General features: G+C 41.3%; 17 protein-coding genes. 15 read left to right on the top strand and 2 right to left on the bottom strand.

The genetic code is table 11. From position 1 onward, the window contains the following. Positions 1-204 precede the first annotated feature (204 nt). The 10 genes from PG840_RS01575 (at position 205) to PG840_RS01525 (ending at position 11494) form a co-directional block, all read left to right on the top strand. A complete protein-coding gene (locus PG840_RS01575; RefSeq protein WP_055155816.1) occupies positions 205-1194 on the top strand; it encodes a guanosine polyphosphate pyrophosphohydrolase in 990 nt (329 codons plus the stop codon). A gap of 135 nt (positions 1195-1329) precedes the next feature. Continuing rightward, positions 1330-2493 (top strand): 23S rRNA (uracil(1939)-C(5))-methyltransferase RlmD, encoded by a 1164-nt coding sequence (gene rlmD, locus PG840_RS01570; RefSeq protein WP_270613296.1) that lies wholly within the window; start codon positions 1330-1332, stop codon positions 2491-2493. Positions 2494-2802: 309 nt separating this feature from the next. Continuing rightward, entirely contained in the window at positions 2803-4725 is a 1923-nt protein-coding gene (locus PG840_RS01565) for an ABC transporter substrate-binding protein (protein WP_243002769.1), read from the top strand. Between the two features lie 204 nt (positions 4726-4929). Next, positions 4930-5910: an ABC transporter permease gene (locus PG840_RS01560; RefSeq protein ID WP_008369366.1), complete on the top strand. Its 981-nt coding sequence runs from the start codon at positions 4930-4932 to the stop codon at positions 5908-5910. 11 nt (positions 5911-5921) lie between these two features. Then, the gene (locus PG840_RS01555) at positions 5922-7679 is read left to right on the top strand and encodes an ABC transporter permease subunit (RefSeq protein WP_117556473.1); all 1758 of its coding nucleotides are present in this window, start codon (positions 5922-5924) and stop codon (positions 7677-7679) included. 8 nt (positions 7680-7687) lie between these two features. Next, positions 7688-8683, top strand: coding sequence for an ABC transporter ATP-binding protein (locus PG840_RS01550; protein ID WP_008369363.1), 996 nt, complete (start codon positions 7688-7690; stop codon positions 8681-8683). Next, the gene (locus PG840_RS16795) at positions 8673-10145 is read left to right on the top strand and encodes an ABC transporter ATP-binding protein (protein ID WP_330674076.1); all 1473 of its coding nucleotides are present in this window, start codon (positions 8673-8675) and stop codon (positions 10143-10145) included. The genes PG840_RS01550 and PG840_RS16795 overlap by 11 nt, the downstream gene beginning before the upstream one ends. Positions 10146-10163: 18 nt before the next feature. Further along, entirely contained in the window at positions 10164-10376 is a 213-nt protein-coding gene (locus tag PG840_RS01535) for a hypothetical protein (protein WP_008369357.1), read from the top strand. 31 nt (positions 10377-10407) lie between these two features. Continuing rightward, on the top strand, positions 10408-11085 hold the full coding sequence (locus PG840_RS01530; protein WP_117556479.1) for a GntR family transcriptional regulator: 678 nt from the start codon (positions 10408-10410) through the stop codon (positions 11083-11085). Positions 11086-11251: 166 nt separating this feature from the next. Continuing rightward, on the top strand, positions 11252-11494 hold the full coding sequence (locus PG840_RS01525) for a hypothetical protein (RefSeq protein ID WP_008369354.1): 243 nt from the start codon (positions 11252-11254) through the stop codon (positions 11492-11494). Between the two features lie 194 nt (positions 11495-11688). On the opposite strand, the gene PG840_RS01520 is transcribed toward PG840_RS01525, so the two are convergent. Further along, positions 11689-12312 carry an HAD family hydrolase gene (locus PG840_RS01520; RefSeq protein ID WP_270613295.1) on the bottom strand — a complete coding sequence of 208 codons (624 nt, stop codon included), beginning with the start codon at positions 12310-12312 and terminating at the stop codon, positions 11689-11691. A 53-nt stretch (positions 12313-12365) separates the two neighbouring features. Between PG840_RS01520 and PG840_RS01515 the strand changes: the two genes are divergently transcribed. The 5 genes from PG840_RS01515 to PG840_RS01495 all read left to right on the top strand — a co-directional run bounded on the left by PG840_RS01515 (position 12366) and on the right by PG840_RS01495 (position 16392). Continuing rightward, positions 12366-12551, top strand: a complete 186-nt coding sequence (locus tag PG840_RS01515; RefSeq protein WP_147326318.1) for a hypothetical protein — start codon at positions 12366-12368, stop codon at positions 12549-12551. Beyond that, positions 12509-13486 (top strand): LacI family DNA-binding transcriptional regulator, encoded by a 978-nt coding sequence (locus tag PG840_RS01510; RefSeq protein ID WP_270613294.1) that lies wholly within the window; start codon positions 12509-12511, stop codon positions 13484-13486. Before PG840_RS01515 ends, PG840_RS01510 begins: the two co-directional genes overlap by 43 nt. A gap of 112 nt (positions 13487-13598) precedes the next feature. Then, positions 13599-14099 (top strand): acetolactate synthase small subunit, encoded by a 501-nt coding sequence (ilvN, locus tag PG840_RS01505; RefSeq protein WP_117556485.1) that lies wholly within the window; start codon positions 13599-13601, stop codon positions 14097-14099. Positions 14100-14235: 136 nt separating this feature from the next. Next, a complete protein-coding gene (ilvC, locus tag PG840_RS01500) occupies positions 14236-15255 on the top strand; it encodes a ketol-acid reductoisomerase (RefSeq protein ID WP_008369340.1) in 1020 nt (339 codons plus the stop codon). Positions 15256-15750: 495 nt separating this feature from the next. Further along, positions 15751-16392, top strand: coding sequence for an orotate phosphoribosyltransferase (locus tag PG840_RS01495; RefSeq protein ID WP_008369334.1), 642 nt, complete (start codon positions 15751-15753; stop codon positions 16390-16392). A 149-nt stretch (positions 16393-16541) separates the two neighbouring features. Here PG840_RS01495 and rpsT read toward each other — a convergent pair whose 3' ends face one another. Beyond that, positions 16542-16805, bottom strand: a complete 264-nt coding sequence (gene rpsT, locus PG840_RS01490) for a 30S ribosomal protein S20 (RefSeq protein WP_008369333.1) — start codon at positions 16803-16805, stop codon at positions 16542-16544. Between the last annotated feature and the right edge of the window lie 65 nt (positions 16806-16870).

Here is a 16870-nt window from a genome sequence, read left to right as displayed (position 1 = left end):
CTGATGATTCTGAAGACATGTGCGTATATGTGGATCATTGCTATGGGGCTTCAGCTTTTATTTTAGAAATATGATAAATCAGGGATTGACCTTGCTGGATTATATGCAGCAGATCAATCCCTGCTTCTATTTAACAAAACGGTATCCAATCCAGCCAGATTCTGCTATACTGTATAAGAAAATCAAATAGAAAGGGTGGAACGTATGATCACATTAAATGACTATTTATATTCAGGTGATACGATTTTTCGGATTTTAAGAAATTATACAGTGGATCTGAAGAAAGAAGCAAAGAAGAATCACAATGAAATAGATCTCATCCATTCCAATTTCCTGATCCAGTTCAGGGAACTGCTTGAACACAATGATTTCCTTACTGCACAGTCGCAGAAAATCAGGGATTTTTATAAATACATGGTACAGGAATATCCTCTGCTTGCTTTTACTTTTAAAGGAAGGATCAAGTCCCTGATCCGCGCAGAGGAAAAATTCAACGGGTATATTGTAGAATATATTTATGATTATTATGAAAAACATCATACCTATCCGCCGGTGCCTGACCTAAGGGAAAAACTGAGCTGCTTTCGGGATATTATCGCATACCGTCTGGTAATTTCTCTTCCAAAATGCCATATCAGGGATGACAAACTGCGAGAAGAAGAGGAAATCAAGTATTTATACAGGATCGCGAATGTTCTTCCGGGGTTTCTGGAGGAAAGAGGATTTACGGCAGAACCTGCAAAAGGGGTGCTTGAAAGTACATCTCCTTTTATGGATGAGGCGGTGAAACCTTATTATCGGGATTATATTTCCAATGGAAGCGGAGGCAGCTATCAATCACTCCACATCACGTTTTATGATAACTGTTCGAGAAGTTACATGGAAGTACAACTGCGGACAAAGAAGATGGATGATATAGCGGAGATTGGAGCGGCAAATCACCAGGCCTACGAGAAGGAACAGGAAAGAGTCAGGGCAAGAAGAGAAGCTATTCCGGAAGGAGAATGCATTTATTTTGATGAGGCATACGAAAGAGGAATGCGGCTTCTGGGGTTGGAACTGAAGGATCTGGAAGTTAATATGTTTGCTGCGGCAAATAATAGTCTCATCAATGACGGATGCGGATTATACAGGGGGAGACTGATCCTGCCGTATGAACATTTATCAAGATTCCAGACGGATCTGAATGATTAAAAGGATTATAATAAGAATGAATACATCAGATACAAAAAAAGCATATTACCATCTCCAGGTCAGAGAAGAGTTGTATCTGGATAATATGCCGGATCTCTTTTGAGAAAAGAATGAAAAAAGAAGAGAGGGTAAAAAATGGAAGAAAAGAAAAAACAGACAGAACCGGAAGCCTGTAAAGTGGCAAAAAAATGCGGAGGATGCCAGTATCAGGGAGTGCCATATAAGGAGCAGCTGAAAAAGAAGCAGAAAATGGTGAACGCTCTGTTGTCAAAATACGGAAAAGTAGAACCGATCATCGGAATGGAGAATCCGTATTATTACAGAAATAAAGTACACGCCGTATTCGACAGGGACCGAAAGGGAAATATCGTATCCGGAACCTATGAAGCGAAGACACACCGGGTCGTTCCTGTTGAAAACTGTCTAATCGAAGACAAAAAGAGTCAGGAGATCATCCGGACGATCCGGGGACTTTTAAAATCTTTTAAGATCAAAACCTACGATGAAGATACAGGATATGGCCTGTTCCGTCATGTGCTGATCAGAAGAGGGTTTAAAAGCGGAGAGATTATGGTGGTTCTGGTGCTTGGATCACCAATCCTTCCATCGTCTAATAATTTCGTAAAAGCACTCAGAAAAGAGCATCCGGAGATTACAACGGTTGTCCTTAATATCAACGACAGAAAGACCAGTATGATCCTTGGGGAGAGAGAAAAAGTGTTATATGGGAAAGGATTTATCCGGGATGAACTCTGCGGGTGCACTTTCCGGATTTCACCAAAGTCCTTCTATCAAGTAAATCCGGTGCAGACGGAGATCCTTTATCAGAAAGCGATTGAATTTGCACATCTGACAGGGAAAGAAAGCGTGATCGATGCCTATTGCGGAATCGGAACGATCGGTCTGATCGCATCGGGACATGCAAAAGAAGTAGTCGGTGTGGAACTTAATAAGGATGCCGTGAAGGATGCAATATTAAATGCAAAAGAGAATCAGATCCGGAATGTGAGATTTTTCCAGGGAGATGCCGGGGAGTTTATGGAGACGATGGCAGCAGAGGGAAATAGTATGGATGTGCTGTTTATGGATCCGCCGAGAGCCGGAAGTGATGAAAAATTTATGGCATCTGCAGTGAAGATGGGACCGGAGAAGATAGTGTACATTTCCTGCAATCCGGAGACACTGGCAAGAGATCTGAAGTATCTGACAAAAAAAGGATATCAGGTAAAAAAGATACAGCCGGTGGAAATGTTTGCGTTTACGGAGCACGTTGAAACCGTCGTACTCTTATCGCGATAACAAAAAGATTGATGAAAAAAAGCAGAATAAGCGTTCTACTTTTTGTTTTTAGTCAAATGTCAACATTTAACAATTTGTTAAAAATGCACAAATTGTAGACTGTTAACAATTTGAATGTGTGTGAATGAAAAACAGATATCGCCAATATATGTAGTAAAATCCGTCCATGAAAGAATTGTTTTTTTGTATACAATAAAAATACGTCGTATTTCACAAAAATGCACAAAAACGAAAACGATAATAGATGTTTAATTGGCAAAATGTTATAATTGTCTTAACACAAAGTTTACATTTATGGAGGAATGCAAAATGAAAAAGAGAATGATAGCCCTCATGCTGGCTGGTATCATGGTACTCTCGGTCACAGCCTGTGGCGGTGGAGGGGCTTCCAGCAAGAACCAGAATAATCAGGATGATGGTGAAAGCAAACAGGTTGGAGTTGAGGTAACCGAAGATATGCAGAGTGCACCGCCGGAAGATGCACCTGTAGGAGGACAGGTTGTAGTTGCAATTTCACCAGGTACCTTATCACCGGATATGTACGGCGGATGGACAAATAGTGCAACGAACTCTGGATTTATCGGACTGATGAGTGGTTACGCCCTCGCTGATTACAATCGTGATTATGTTCTTGATTGGGACCCGGTTGTTGTTAAAGATCACGAAGTAATCGAAAACGATGACGGAAGCAAGACATACCGTTTTGAAATCAATGATAACCTGAAATGGAGTGACGGTTCTCCGATCACAGCAAAAGATTATGTATTCAGTCTTCTGCTTCATTCTTCTCCGGAATTTGCAGCCTGTGAAGGTGATGCAACATACGGATGGGCTTTAGTTGGATACAACGATCATGTACAGGGAACAACAAAAGAATTTGCAGGTGTTAACCTTCTTGGGGATTACGAATTTTCTATGACAATCAGTGCAGATCAGCTTCCGAACTACTATGAGATGGCAAATGTTGCCTATGGACCGGAACCGCTTGCAGCAATCGCTCCTGGATGCGACGTGAAAGATGATGGAAACGGAGCATACCTTACAGACGGATTTACAGAAGATCTCATCAGAGAAACCTTGCTGGATCCGGATAAAGGATTCCGTTACAAAGCACCGGTTGTATGCGGACCTTACAAATTAAAGAGTGTTGACCTTACAACTGAAACTGTTGAACTTGAAATCAACGAAGAATACCTTGGAACATATGATGGAACAAAACCACATATCCAGACAATTATTTCCAAACCGGTTGCAGATGAAACAATCCGTGACGAATTTGAAAAAGGAACAATTGATTTCTACTCAGCAGGTACAGGAGAAAAGATCGAAGCTGCTTTAACAAAAGTAGAAGAAGGAAAATTAGATGCAAACTATGGTCTTGTACCGGGAACACGTATCAACGAGATGCGTTATATGTGTGACTTTGGACCGACACAGTTTGAAGAAGTAAGACGTGCAATCGCTTATATCGTAGACCGTGATGAAATCAACAAACAGTTAACAGGCGGATACGGTACAGTGGTAGACTGTTATGCAACAGATGCTACAACAGATTTTGCAGCAATCAAAGATGATATTGAATCTGAACTGATTCATTACTCATATGACCTTGATAAAGCAAAACAGGAACTCATCGATGGTGGTTGGACACTGAACGAAAAAGGTGAAGAGTACAAAGAAGGTACAGACAAATACCGTTATAAAGAAGTAGATGGTGAATTGATGAAATTAAAAGTTGAAGTAGCATGCTGCGAAGATGACTACTCAAAACTTTACAACACAGTAATCCCACCGGAAGCAGAAAAGATCGGTATGGAATACAAATACACATCTATGGACTTTGCACTTATGATCAACCATTTGAATCGCCAGGGTATCGATGAACCAGAATATAACATTTTCTACAGTAGTATCGGAATTCCGGAAATTCTCTTCTACTGGAACTGTTTCGATGACGATCCGAGTTTAATGGGAAGCTGGAATGTTAACTACATTTCCGATCCGGAATTAAAAGCAATCGGTAAAGAGATGCAGAAAGTTGATTCTGAAGACATTGACGGATTCAGAAAATTATATGGAGAATTCCAGCTGGCATACAACAAAAAACTTCCAAGTCTTCCAATGGGATCAGGAGTTTCTTATATGTTCTTCAATCCGAAGCTTAAGAATTTCGTTCCTAGAGCTCATGTGGGATGGGGAGCAATGGTATTAGATGCATACTTTGAAGAATAAGCATAAAGGATTCATCAGAATAGATCAATTCTATTAACTTTTGATATGCATGACAAAACAGGGAGGACAGAACAAAGGGAAATGTTCTGTCTTCCCGTATCTTTTCTTTATACGAAAACAAAATTATGGTAATGGTTCGGACGGAATCACATGTCATGAATAATTCAGGAATAACTATTTCATCCAGAAGGAGAAAACTACATTATGGCAAAATACATATTGAAAAGACTTGGTTATATTATTATAGTATTCTTCCTGCTTTCCATCTTACTGTTTGGTATTTTCAAAATGGTACCTGGTGACCCTGCCAGACTTATGGTCGAGGGACAAAAGCAGAGTGTTTCACCGGAACAGTATGAGATGCTTTATCAACAGGCAAGAGTACGTCTCGGACTTGATAAACCGATTCCGGTTCAGTATTTAAGCTGGATGGGAAATATCTTACAGGGAGATTTCGGTTACTCTACCGTATATCGTATTCCGGTTAAAGAACTGATCGGACCTCCGATGAAAAATACAATCGCCCTGAACGTTGTATATTATATTTTCCTTTTCGCAATCGGAATTCCGCTGGGAATCAAATGTGCGGTAAAAAAAGACACGGTGTTTGATACATCACTCCAGGTAGCAACTATGATCGGTATCAGTATTCCTTCATTTATTTCGGCACTGATCTTTATCTACCTGTTTGCAATTAAAATTCCGATCTTTCCAATCAGTGGAATGGTCACAACGGGTGCAAATTTTACAGGCTTCCGTGCATTCTTAGATTATTTATATCATATGGCACTTCCTATTATTGTATGTCTGACAGGTATCGGTGGTCTGATCCGTTATGTCAGAGGAGCTCTTCTTGATGCATTATCTATGGATTATGTAAGAACAGCCCGTGCCAAAGGTCTGAAAGAAAAAACTGTTATTTACAAACATGCGTTCCGTAACGCGATGATCCCGATCACAGGTTGGATCGTAGGCTCTATCGTAGGTATTTTTGGTGGAGCGGTTATCATTGAGACTCTGTTCTCATGGAAAGGTGTCGGAAAACTTCTGATCGATTCCTTGAACCAGCATGACTATACAGTCGCACTGTCCATGCAGATGTTTTACATTTTGTTAGGACTTGCTGCAAACCTGATCACAGACTTATGTTACTGTATCGTTGATCCAAGAATTAAACTCGATTAGGAGGAAGACAAATGTTATTTGGAAAGAAGAAAGAAAAAGAACAGCGTTCCGTTCTTGAAGAAGAACAGATGCAAAGTCCTTTTCGTACGATTATAAAAAATCTGCTGGAAAACAAACTGGCTATGGGAGGATTGATCGTATTTGTATCAATTTTTGCAATGTGCTTCATCCTTCCGATCTGGTTTCACCAGGATTTAAACTATCAGGATCCAACACAGAAAAATATCGCACCGGGATTTTCATTTCTTTCGGTTCCGTCAGATTTAAAAGACAATGCCGAAGTGATTGAATTTGGTCCGACATATGGTGTAGGAGTAGACAAAGACGGTTACGTTTATGAGTGGGGACAATTAACGAAAAACCTGAAAAAAATTCCGGCTGATATGGGAAAAGTTGTTGATATCGCAGTTGGTCAGGACCACGTGCTAGCAATCAACGATAAAGGTAACTTATACACCTGGGGCTTCAACCGAATGGGTCTTAATGTGATTCCGCCGGAACTGAAAGGCAAAAAAATTGCCGACATTGAAGCAGGATATCAGGTATCCGTTGTTGTAACAGAAGACGGAAAAGTTGTTTCATGGGGAAATACAAGTGCAGTTGATATTTCTACAGCTAATGTAAAGGACGAAAAAGTCAAAGAAGTAAAAGCAAATATTCAGACAGCCATTGCCCTTACAAAGGATGGAAAAGTCATCTCGCTTGCAAAGAAAGAAACTGCTTTAGATAATGTACCGGAAGAGATTCAGGGAAAAGTAGAAAAAATCGCTTTAACAGATAAAGCAGCAGCAGCTGTATTAAAAGATGGTACTGTAAAAGTCTGGGGAAACAATCACGACCATATTTTCTCCGTACCGGAAGAAGTGCAGGGCAAAGCAGTGGATATTTCAGGTGGACGTAACCATCTTGTTGTTGTGACAGAAGATGGAAACGCAGTAGCCTGGGGCGGAAATGAAAATAATCAGGCAAAGGTTCCTGCTAAGGCAACCAATATTGCAAAATTAGCTTCCGGCTATTATCAGAACTGTATTATCAAAGAAGACGGCTCTGTTGTGACATGGGGACTGAAAGGTTACTTACTTGGAACAGATAATCTTGGAAGAAACGTATTCTACCGTATCTTAAAGGGTGGACAGATGACTATGACAGTCGGATTCATCGCTGTTATCATCCAGTTTGCGATCGGTATCTTAGTAGGGGGTATTTCCGGATACTACGGTGGAACTGTGGATATCCTTCTTATGCGTCTGGCAGAGGTTGTCGGATCCCTTCCGTTTATCCCGCTGGCACTGATTCTTTCAGCTTTGATCGGAAATAAAGTATCTGATGTCGGAAGAATCATCATGATCATGTTGATCCTCGGTTTCCTCGGATGGACCGGTATCGCAGGTCTTGTCCGTGCACAGGTGCTTGCAGAACGTAACAAAGAATTCGTTGTCGCTGCAAAAGCACTGGGTGTAAGAGAAAAGAATATTATTTTCCGTCATATCGTACCGAACGTAATGACGATCATTATCGTACAGGCAACAATCTCATTTGCAACCTGTATGCTGACAGAATCCGGATTATCATTCTTAGGATTCGGTGTTGCAGAGCCAATTCCTTCATGGGGAAATATGCTGAACAACTGTCGTTCTTCAGAAGTTATCTCACAGTACTGGTGGAGATGGGTATTCCCGTCAGTTGTATTAGGACTTTGTACTGTAAGTATCAACTTGTTTGGTGACGGACTTCGTAGAGCAGTTGACCCGAAAGCAAATGAAAGGTAGGAATAACGATGGCATATTTATTGGAAGTAGATGATCTACATACATTTTTTAAGACAAAAAAAGGAATTGTAAAAGCGGTCAACGGTGTTTCCTATCGAGTAGAGCCTGGGAAAACATTAGGTATCGTAGGAGAATCCGGAAGTGGAAAGAGTGTATCGGCAATGAGTATCTTAAAACTTTTGGATGGAAACGGATATATCGACAGCGGTACAATTACTTTCAAGGGAAGAAATCTTGCGGAGTGTACAATCAATGATATGTACCAGATTCGTGGAAATGAGATTTCCGTTATTTTCCAGGAACCGATGACAAGTTTGAACCCGGTATATACGATCGAAAAACAGTTAAATGAAGTTTATTTAACCCATCAGAAAATCACAAAAAAAGAAGCAAGTGAGAAATCACTTGAAATGTTAAAAGCTGTTAAGATCCCGAATCCGGAATCTGTTATGAAACAGTTCCCGCATCAGCTGTCAGGTGGAATGCGTCAGAGAGTTATGATCGCCATGGCTCTTGCCTGCGAACCAAGTCTTCTGATCGCTGACGAACCGACTACTGCTTTGGACGTTACCATTCAGGCACAGATCTTAAAGCTGATGAATGAACTGAAAAAGGAAAAAGGGACCTCTATTCTGTTCATTACACATGACCTTGGAGTTATCAACCAGATGGCAGATGAAGTGGCAGTTATGTATTGTGGTCAGGTTGTGGAAATGTGTAAAGCAAGAACTATTTTTGCAAAAGAGACAACCTGTTCACATCCATATACGGAAGGACTTATGACTTCAATTCCACGTCTGGATACACCGGTCGGAGCAAGACTTGAGGCAATTCCGGGAGCAGTACCTCATCCGCTCAATCTTCCGAAGGGATGTAAATTTGCTCCGCGTTGTAAATATGCAACAGAGAAATGTATGAATGAAGAACCAAAATTAGAGTTGGCAGAAGACAATCACTTGATTCGTTGTTTCTACCCGGATAAGGAGGCACGCCATGCAAAATAATGATGAAAAGAAAGTGCTTTTGAAGGTCACGGATCTGAAACAGTGGTTTCCACTTAAGAAAACAAAGTTATTCCAGAAAGAGCAGGAGTATGTAAGAGCCAATGACGGAATTACTTTGAATATTTACGAAGGAGAAACAGTTGGTCTTGTTGGAGAATCTGGATGTGGAAAATCAACATTTGGAAGAACTTTACTTCAGATCTACAAACAGACAGAAGGTAAGACAATGTATTACGGCAGAACTCTTACCGATATGGCACCGCTTTATGTAGACGAAACAATCAAAAATATTTCTTCTGGTAAAAAGAAAATTGCCGAATTAGAAGCGAAGGCAGAAGCATTAAAAGCGGAATATGAAAAAATGGAAGATTCTGCGGAAAAATTCCAGAAACAGGCTGAATGTGAAAATATCCAGAAGAAATGTAATATGGAATTCCTGAATCTTGTTCAGATCATTGGTGGATTCTATAGCTTAGATGACACAAAAGAAGCAGAACAGTTACTGCTTGAAAAATTCAAAGTTGCCAGAGTAATCAGTGGTTTAAATGAAGAAAACCAGATGGAAGGTGTCGATAAGACAAAAGAAATCGCAGAGAAGAAAGTGGAACTTGAAAAAGCGGAGAAGAAGTTAGAAGAACTCCGCAGTAAATATAAAAACGATGAAGCTTTTACAAAATACGAAGCATACCGTGATAATGGAGTAGATCTTGCGAGACTGAAAACACAAGAAATGCGTTTCCTACGTAAAGATATGCAGATGATCTTCCAGGATCCATACTCATCACTGAATCCGCGTATGACAGTTGGACAGATCATCGGAGAAGGTCTTCTTGCACATGGCATTTTTAAGAAAAATGATGAAAAAATGCAGGCGTATGTTATGGAAGTCATGGAAAAATGTGGACTTGCACCATATATGATCCATCGTTATCCACATCAGTTCTCCGGTGGACAGAGACAGAGAATCGGTATTGCACGTGCACTTGCATTGAAACCAAGATTTGTAGTCTGCGATGAGGCGGTTTCCGCACTTGACGTTTCCATTCAGTCGCAGATCGTCAACCTTCTGAAAGATCTCGGAAGCGAAGACAATCTTGCATACTTATTTATTTCACATGGTTTGAGTGTTGTAAAATATATCAGTGACCGAATTGGTGTTATGTACCTTGGAAACATCGTAGAGCTTGCAAAGTCACAGGAAATGTTTGATCACCCTACACATCCATATACAGAAGCGCTGTTATCAGCAATTCCGACGACAGACGTAGATTCTAACAGAGAGATGATCCCGCTTGAAGGAGATATCCCAAGTCCGGTTCATCCGCCGAAAGGATGTAAGTTCCATACAAGATGCAAATACTGTACAGAAATCTGTAAGCATATTACACCGGAACTTGTGGAAATGAGACCTGGACATTTTGTAGCCTGTCATAATCCACTCGGAGTAGAAAAGGATTCATAAAATCAGAAAGGAATTAGCATGAGCTTTTTTGGAGGATACAGCAAACGAGGAAGACAGTTGGAAGAACAGGATAAAAAGTTCCTGGAATTTAAAAAGCAGATGAGTGACCAGAACATTGTTTTTGAAAAGGGAGATTATCTGGCAATGGTTTTGGGGGCATTCTGGGCACTCTGGCCGGCTCTGGCCATTACACTGGCAGTAATTGTGGGGATCAGCCTGTTCTTTTTATAAAAAAACTGCAAAAATCTGAAAGGAAGAATGAATGGATTATACCAGGAAGGCATCAATACAAAGAAAAACTCTTTGGCAGCAAATCGCTGATGTGTTAAGAGAAGACATCATTCGGGGGAAGATCAAACCGGGGGAACGAATTGTAGAAGAAGATATTGCGGAGAAGTTTCATGTAAGCCGGGGACCGGTCAGAGAAGCCCTGCGTCATATCGGGGAGGAAGGATTTGTTGTTTATGAGTCTCATAAAGGCAGTACAGTAAAGACGATTTCCTATGAAGAAATGCAGGAAAAATATCTTGTCCGCTCTACCCTGGAAGTTCTGGCAATCAGGATCATTGCCGGAAAACTTCCGGAAGAAATCGAACGGGAAATGGATGAGTGTCTGGACCAGATGGAAAAAGCTGCGAAAGAAAAAGATGTGTACCACATTATGTGTTATGATGAACAGTTTCATTCATGCATTGTTCGGGCAGCAAAGTGCGAAACCTTATATAAAATATGGGCAATGCTCCGGGAAAGCAATTTGTGCGGATATTATACAATGGGTGTTGAATCCATCATCCCCTTTGATGTACTTCGCTACAATCATGAGATCCTTTTAAAAGGAATAAAAGAATTGCCTGTTGAAAAGACAGCAAAATTGATTGAGGAGCATTATATGATCGTTCCGGAAGTTCTGCATGAAAAACAGTGTAAGAAATCCGAATAGAACGAAGGATAATGTGATTTCAGTTGTTTTAAATCAGGTGGCTAAAAAGACCACCTGACAGCGGCGTTCTACTTCAAAGCTTCGTCACAAAACAGACTGTGTAAATACTTGCAATTACAAGAAAAAACGAATACAATATAGAAAAAGAGGCAGGTATCAGGCGGAAATGAGACAGATGGAATTTAAAATGGAGCGTCCGGGACTGGTTGAACCCGGACAGATTGTTGATGTGACAGAGGGCGTTGTAGCTGCGTATTTTTATTATACGATTGAGCCGGCTGTGGCAATGAGCGCTAATTATCGTTCATGGCAGAGACTTAAGTCAGGACAGGGAAAGGTGATTGACGTAAAGCAGACACCGCAGGGGTATTATGTGGTGTGTGAATTTGATGAAGAGGATGTGGAATAAAGAAAAGGAAAAATCCACTGGAAAGAATTCAATATAAAAAGATCAGAGAATGATAAAAAATGTGATTATCAGACTCTGATCTTTTTATATTGTCATGTGTATGGAAGGAAACTACCGGTGGCAGATTCTGCAGATGCTGAATGATGGAAAAAACTGCTATATAATCCTGAACCAGGAACATAAACAGAGAAAATCTACAGTCCAAGAAGAGCAGGAAGTTCCCCGATTGCGCCAATCTGTCTTGGTGAATCCGGAATATCACCAAATCCATACGAAGCATAAATAAAAGGAACGTCTGCTTTCTGGCAGGCATCAAAATCACCTGAAGTATCTCCGACATAAACCACATCCTGCAGATGATTGCGCTCCATCAGAAGACGGATGGATTCATTTTTTGGAACCTGTGTCTGACCAAAGCATAAAAAATCTTTGATATATTTTCCGAGTCCCATCGTTTTTAGAAAAACTTCGATATATCCACACTGGCAGTTGCTGACGATATAAAGGTCGGTTTTCTGAGAAAGGCTTTCCAGTGTCCGCGCAACATCCGGGTAAAGAACACCGTGATCGGTTTCAAGCAGCCGATTTTCATAGTTAAAGCAAAGATAACTGATCCGGTCACGTTCTTCTTTTGGGCAGGAAGGAAAGAGTGCAAGCGTGATCTCATCCATTGTTTTTCCGAAAAGTGACTTAAGCCCATCAGCTGTAAGTGAGAGGGAAAAATCCGTATTCTCCTCTATCGCCTGATTCCAGGATCTGGCAACTGCTTCGGTTGAGTCCCAGAGTGTGCCGTCTACGTCAAATATAATACCATCCATGATTCAATCTCCTGTATCTGAAAAATTATTTAACAGATTAAGGATAGCACAAGGTGAATATCCGGGCAATGATCTGTAAAATATTTTATCGAAAAGTTACAGGTGATGTCGAAAAAATGCGAATTAGTAAGAAAGAAGAAAAGAAGTGTAAGATAGTAGAAACAGAAAAAACAAAAGAAATAAGTGGGGGAAAGAAATGGCTGAGGGGAAAATCAGGATCAAAGATATTGCAAAAATAGCCGGAGTGAGTGCAACAACTGTATCGAATGTGATCCATGGAAGAACGGAAAAAGTATCAAGAAAGACGAGAAAAAGGATAGAGGAGATCCTGGATGAACAGGAATATGCCCCAAGCATGGGAGCACGTATCCTTTCTGGAAAATCTTCCGGGATGATTGCTGTAGTTGTTGGAAAAAGGCAGGAATGGGAGCAGGAGAGTGAAAAATTAGAAGAAATACTGCGTGAGATCGAGAAGAGTCTGGATGAGAGAGAATACTATATGCTGCTGCATTTTGTAAAAACAGCAGAAGAATTTGTACGATATGCGGCGGTATGGAAACTGGATGGGGTTATCTGTATCTGGCTCAATGAAGAGGAGTGTACAAGAATCCGGCAGATGTGTGCAGTTCCGGTGGCTGCGATATACAGAACAGACCGGATTTACGGAAAAGCCGGTGAGGAAGTCGCAAGGTTTCTGTTTAAAAGAGAGGAACGGAGAATCTGGTTTCTGGATGGAACGGAAGAGTACGGAAAAGCGGTATGGCAGGGAATGCAGAAAATATTTTCAAAAAAAGGCTGCTGTCTTGAAGAAGAACAATATCTGGAAATTCCAAAAGACAGGGATCTGCGGAGAATGTTCTATAAAATCCGGCTGGCAGGGCTTGCTTTATCCGCAGATATGCTCGTATTTGCATCTGCCGTACAGGGAGCAGAGGCTGTCGGTTATCTGCATGATCTGGAAATCAAGGTGCCGAAGGAAATTGAAGTGATAGCGGTCGGAAAAGAAGAAACAGCACTCATTTGCCGCCCGCAGCTGACAACAGTCGAGTTTGACAAAAAACGATTAGTCCGGCAGGCAATCGAAGAATTATATGTCCAGATGATAAAAGGATATATTTTGACAAAATCCGGAAAAATCAGTGTGAAAACGATAATTAGAGGTTCCTGTAATTGATAAAATCGAATTAAAGTGATAAAATTTTAGAAAGCTACTTGACAAAGGTAGTGGCAATTGCTACAATAAAAAAACAGAACGCACTCTGTTTTGTAAAGTAAAGGAGTATGTTATGAGAAAACAAGCTTATTCAATTTTGGTTTATAACAATCCGGGACTATTAAGCCGTATGGCAGGATTGTTCAGCAGACGGGGGTACAATATTGAAAGTATTACCGCAGGTACAACTGCAGATCCGAGATTTACAAGGATCACGATCGTAGCAAGTGGAGATGAACAGATTCTTTCACAGATCGAGAAGCAGGTTCGCAAGATGGAAGATGTGATTGAGGTGAAGCCGTTAAACGACAGCAATTCAGTATGCAGAGAACTGGTTATGATCAAGGTTCGTGCAAATGCATCTGAAAGAGCAGACCTTATTTCACTGGCAGATATTTTCCGTGCGAAGATCGTTGATGTTGAAAAAGACTGTCTGATGATTGAACTGACGGGAACCGAATCAAAGCTGAAAGCGTTTATGGAGCTTCTGGAAGGATATGAGATCCTGGAACTGGCAAGAACCGGTATTACCGGACTGAAGCGCGGAAGCGATGATGTGATCATGTTTGATTAAAGCAGAGAGACGTTTTGAAAAGAGCGACGAGCTCGAAAGCAGCACCTTCAGGGATGCAGCAGTAGTTACATAAGAAAGCTAGGGGCATGGAGCCTTTAACTCTATAGAATCAATAAGTCATAGGAGGAAATTAAAAATGGCAGCAAGAATTTTTTATCAGGAAGACTGTAATTTATCAGTATTAGAAGGACAGACAATCGCTATCATCGGATATGGTAGCCAGGGACATGCACATGCACTGAACCTGAAAGATTCAGGATGCAATGTCATTATCGGCCTTTACGAAGGAAGCAAATCATGGGCAAAAGCAGAAGCTCAGGGTTTTGAAGTATATACAGCAGCAGAAGCTGCAAAGAAAGCCGATATCATTATGATCCTTATCAACGATGAACTTCAGGCAGATATGTATAAGAAAGACATCGAACCAAACCTTGAAGAAGGTAACATGCTGATGTTCGCTCACGGATTCAACATCCACTTCGGATGCATCACACCTCCGGCATACGTAGATGTAACAATGATCGCTCCAAAAGCACCGGGACATACAGTAAGAAGCGAATACCAGGCAGGAAAAGGAACACCATGTCTGATCGCAGTAGAACAGGATTACACAGGAAAAGCCTGGGACAGAGCACTTGCTTACGGTCTTGCAATCGGTGGAGCAAGAGCAGGACTTCTTGAAACAACATACAGAGTAGAGACAGAAACAGACCTCTTCGGAGAACAGGCTGTACTTTGTGGTGGTGTATGTGCCCTTATGCAGACAGGTTTCGAAACACTTTGCGAAGCAGGATACGATCCAAGAAACGCATACTTCGAATGCATCCATGAAATGAAACTTATCGTAGACCTGATCTACCAGAGCGGATTCGCCGGAATGAGATACTCAATCTCCAACACAGCAGAATACGGTGATTACATCACAGGACCAAAGATCATCACAGAAGATACAAAGAAAGCAATGAAGAAGATCCTCTCAGACATCCAGGACGGAACATTCGCAAAAGAATTCCTTCTCGACATGTCACCGGCAGGACGTCAGGTACACTTCAAAGCAATGAGAAAGAAAGCCGCAGAACATCCATCAGAAGTAGTAGGAGAAGAAATCAGAAAACTCTACAGCTGGAATGGTGAAGATAAACTGATCAATAACTAAGCGATAGGCAACAAGCCGGTCAGCTAAGCGGAAATAGAAGGAGTCCCGGAAAAACATGCTCGCATGCTTTTCCGGGACTCCTTCTATTTCTGATTAGTTAGTTGGCGCCGCCAACGGTCGAACAAGCTCTGCTTGTGAGACTCTGACCGGCTTGTATGTAAATCATTCGACCCACAAACTCACAAACACATCCAGCGGAATCGCGCTCCCGCGCCAATTCCGCGTCCCCTCAAAACAAAAGTCCTGTCCTTCCACAAACACACCCAGCCAAATCGCGCTCCGCGCCAATTTGGCGTCCCCCCAAAACAAAAGTCCCGTCCTTCCACAAACACCCCCCAGCCAAACCGCGCTATGCGCCAGTTTGGCGTCCCCTCTAAACACCCATCCCGTTCCTCCACCATACTCCCCCGCAATATACATATTGCACAACCCACCCCTCTGTGCTATACTAAAACCAGTCAAAACCACCAAAACAACTTAAAGGAGGAACTAGAAATGGATGAAAGACTGGAAGACCTTCGCTCCGCTAAAAACCCAAAGGCGCGAATTAAAATTTTAAAAGGACACTTTGCAACAAGTCATTCCCACATCAACACCTACATCGACATGTCAACGGTCAAATCCCGTCACAACAACGCCCGTGAAACTGCAAAAGTTCTTGCAGCAGCTTACCTTTCTAACACAACGGTAGATACCATCGTTTGCATGGAAGAGACAGAAGTGATCGGAACCTTCCTTGCCGAGCAGCTTGCCGATGAGAACCAGTACTCACTCAGCAAAGGAAACAACATTTCCATTATTACCCCGGAGATGTATCAGGACGGACAGATCCTGTTCCGTGACAACAAACAGAGAATGGTTGAGAACAAACAGGTTCTGATCCTTGCAGCGTCCATCACAACCGGTAAATCTGTCAAACAAGCAATCGAGTCTGTTCTCTACTACGGTGGAAGAGTCTGCGGAATCAGCGCAATTTTCAGTTCAGTCAACAAGATTGCAGGAATGGAAGTCAATACGATCTTCACAAGCAGTGATCTTCCACATTACAGAGCATATTCTCCGGAAGATTGCCCGAAGTGCAGAGAAGGACAGCGGATCGAAGCTATCGTGAACAGCTACGGTTATTCTAAATTATAAGAGAAAATCAGAAGACAAAAAAAGTCTGTACCGAATACAAGCAGCATTTCAGTACAGACTCTTTTTTGAAAGATTTATGAAAACAAAAAAGACAGCCACTGACGGGATGGCTGCCTTTTTATCATTCATTATTTATCTCGAAACCGGAATTAAGCAATTTCGTTAACAGCTTTTGTTAAACGAGAGATCTTTCTTGCGCAAGTATTTTTGTGGTAAACACCCTTGCTTCCTGCTTTGTTGATTACAGAGATTGCTTCTTTTAATGCAACCTTTGCAGCTTCAACGTCTTTCTTTTCAACAGCAGTTTCAACTTTCTTTACATAAGTTTTCACTTTAGATTTGATTGCTTTATTTCTAGCTGTCTTTGTCTCAGTTACTAAAATTCTCTTTTTTGCGGATTTAATATTAGCCATTTCCGACACCTCCAAATTATCATTTCATAAATTATATAATCATAATATTGAATTCGACGAAAAGT

It is taken from the genome of Coprococcus sp. AM97-35 (assembly GCF_027697525.1).
GTDB classification, from domain to species: Bacteria; Bacillota; Clostridia; order Lachnospirales; family Lachnospiraceae; genus Allocoprococcus; species Allocoprococcus comes.
This window is presented reverse-complemented; position numbering and strand designations above follow the sequence as displayed.

Excerpts from the sequence above, each read along its gene's own strand:
- PG840_RS01535 (WP_008369357.1), top strand. The coding sequence starts at position 10,164 with ATGAGCTTTTTTGGAGGATACAGCAAACGAGGAAGACAGTTGGAAGAA.
- PG840_RS01550 (WP_008369363.1), top strand. The coding sequence starts at position 7,688 with ATGGCATATTTATTGGAAGTAGATGATCTACATACATTTTTTAAGACA.
- ilvC (WP_008369340.1), top strand. The coding sequence starts at position 14,236 with ATGGCAGCAAGAATTTTTTATCAGGAAGACTGTAATTTATCAGTATTA.
- PG840_RS01530 (WP_117556479.1), top strand. The coding sequence starts at position 10,408 with ATGGATTATACCAGGAAGGCATCAATACAAAGAAAAACTCTTTGGCAG.
- PG840_RS16795 (WP_330674076.1), top strand. The coding sequence starts at position 8,673 with ATGCAAAATAATGATGAAAAGAAAGTGCTTTTGAAGGTCACGGATCTG.
- PG840_RS01560 (WP_008369366.1), top strand. The coding sequence starts at position 4,930 with ATGGCAAAATACATATTGAAAAGACTTGGTTATATTATTATAGTATTC.
- PG840_RS01555 (WP_117556473.1), top strand. The coding sequence starts at position 5,922 with ATGTTATTTGGAAAGAAGAAAGAAAAAGAACAGCGTTCCGTTCTTGAA.
- PG840_RS01565 (WP_243002769.1), top strand. The coding sequence starts at position 2,803 with ATGAAAAAGAGAATGATAGCCCTCATGCTGGCTGGTATCATGGTACTC.
- PG840_RS01525 (WP_008369354.1), top strand. The coding sequence starts at position 11,252 with ATGAGACAGATGGAATTTAAAATGGAGCGTCCGGGACTGGTTGAACCC.
- rlmD (WP_270613296.1), top strand. The coding sequence starts at position 1,330 with ATGGAAGAAAAGAAAAAACAGACAGAACCGGAAGCCTGTAAAGTGGCA.
- PG840_RS01495 (WP_008369334.1), top strand. The coding sequence starts at position 15,751 with ATGGATGAAAGACTGGAAGACCTTCGCTCCGCTAAAAACCCAAAGGCG.
- PG840_RS01520 (WP_270613295.1), bottom strand. The coding sequence starts at position 12,312 with ATGGATGGTATTATATTTGACGTAGACGGCACACTCTGGGACTCAACC.
- PG840_RS01510 (WP_270613294.1), top strand. The coding sequence starts at position 12,509 with ATGGCTGAGGGGAAAATCAGGATCAAAGATATTGCAAAAATAGCCGGA.
- PG840_RS01575 (WP_055155816.1), top strand. The coding sequence starts at position 205 with ATGATCACATTAAATGACTATTTATATTCAGGTGATACGATTTTTCGG.
- ilvN (WP_117556485.1), top strand. The coding sequence starts at position 13,599 with ATGAGAAAACAAGCTTATTCAATTTTGGTTTATAACAATCCGGGACTA.
- rpsT (WP_008369333.1), bottom strand. The coding sequence starts at position 16,805 with ATGGCTAATATTAAATCCGCAAAAAAGAGAATTTTAGTAACTGAGACA.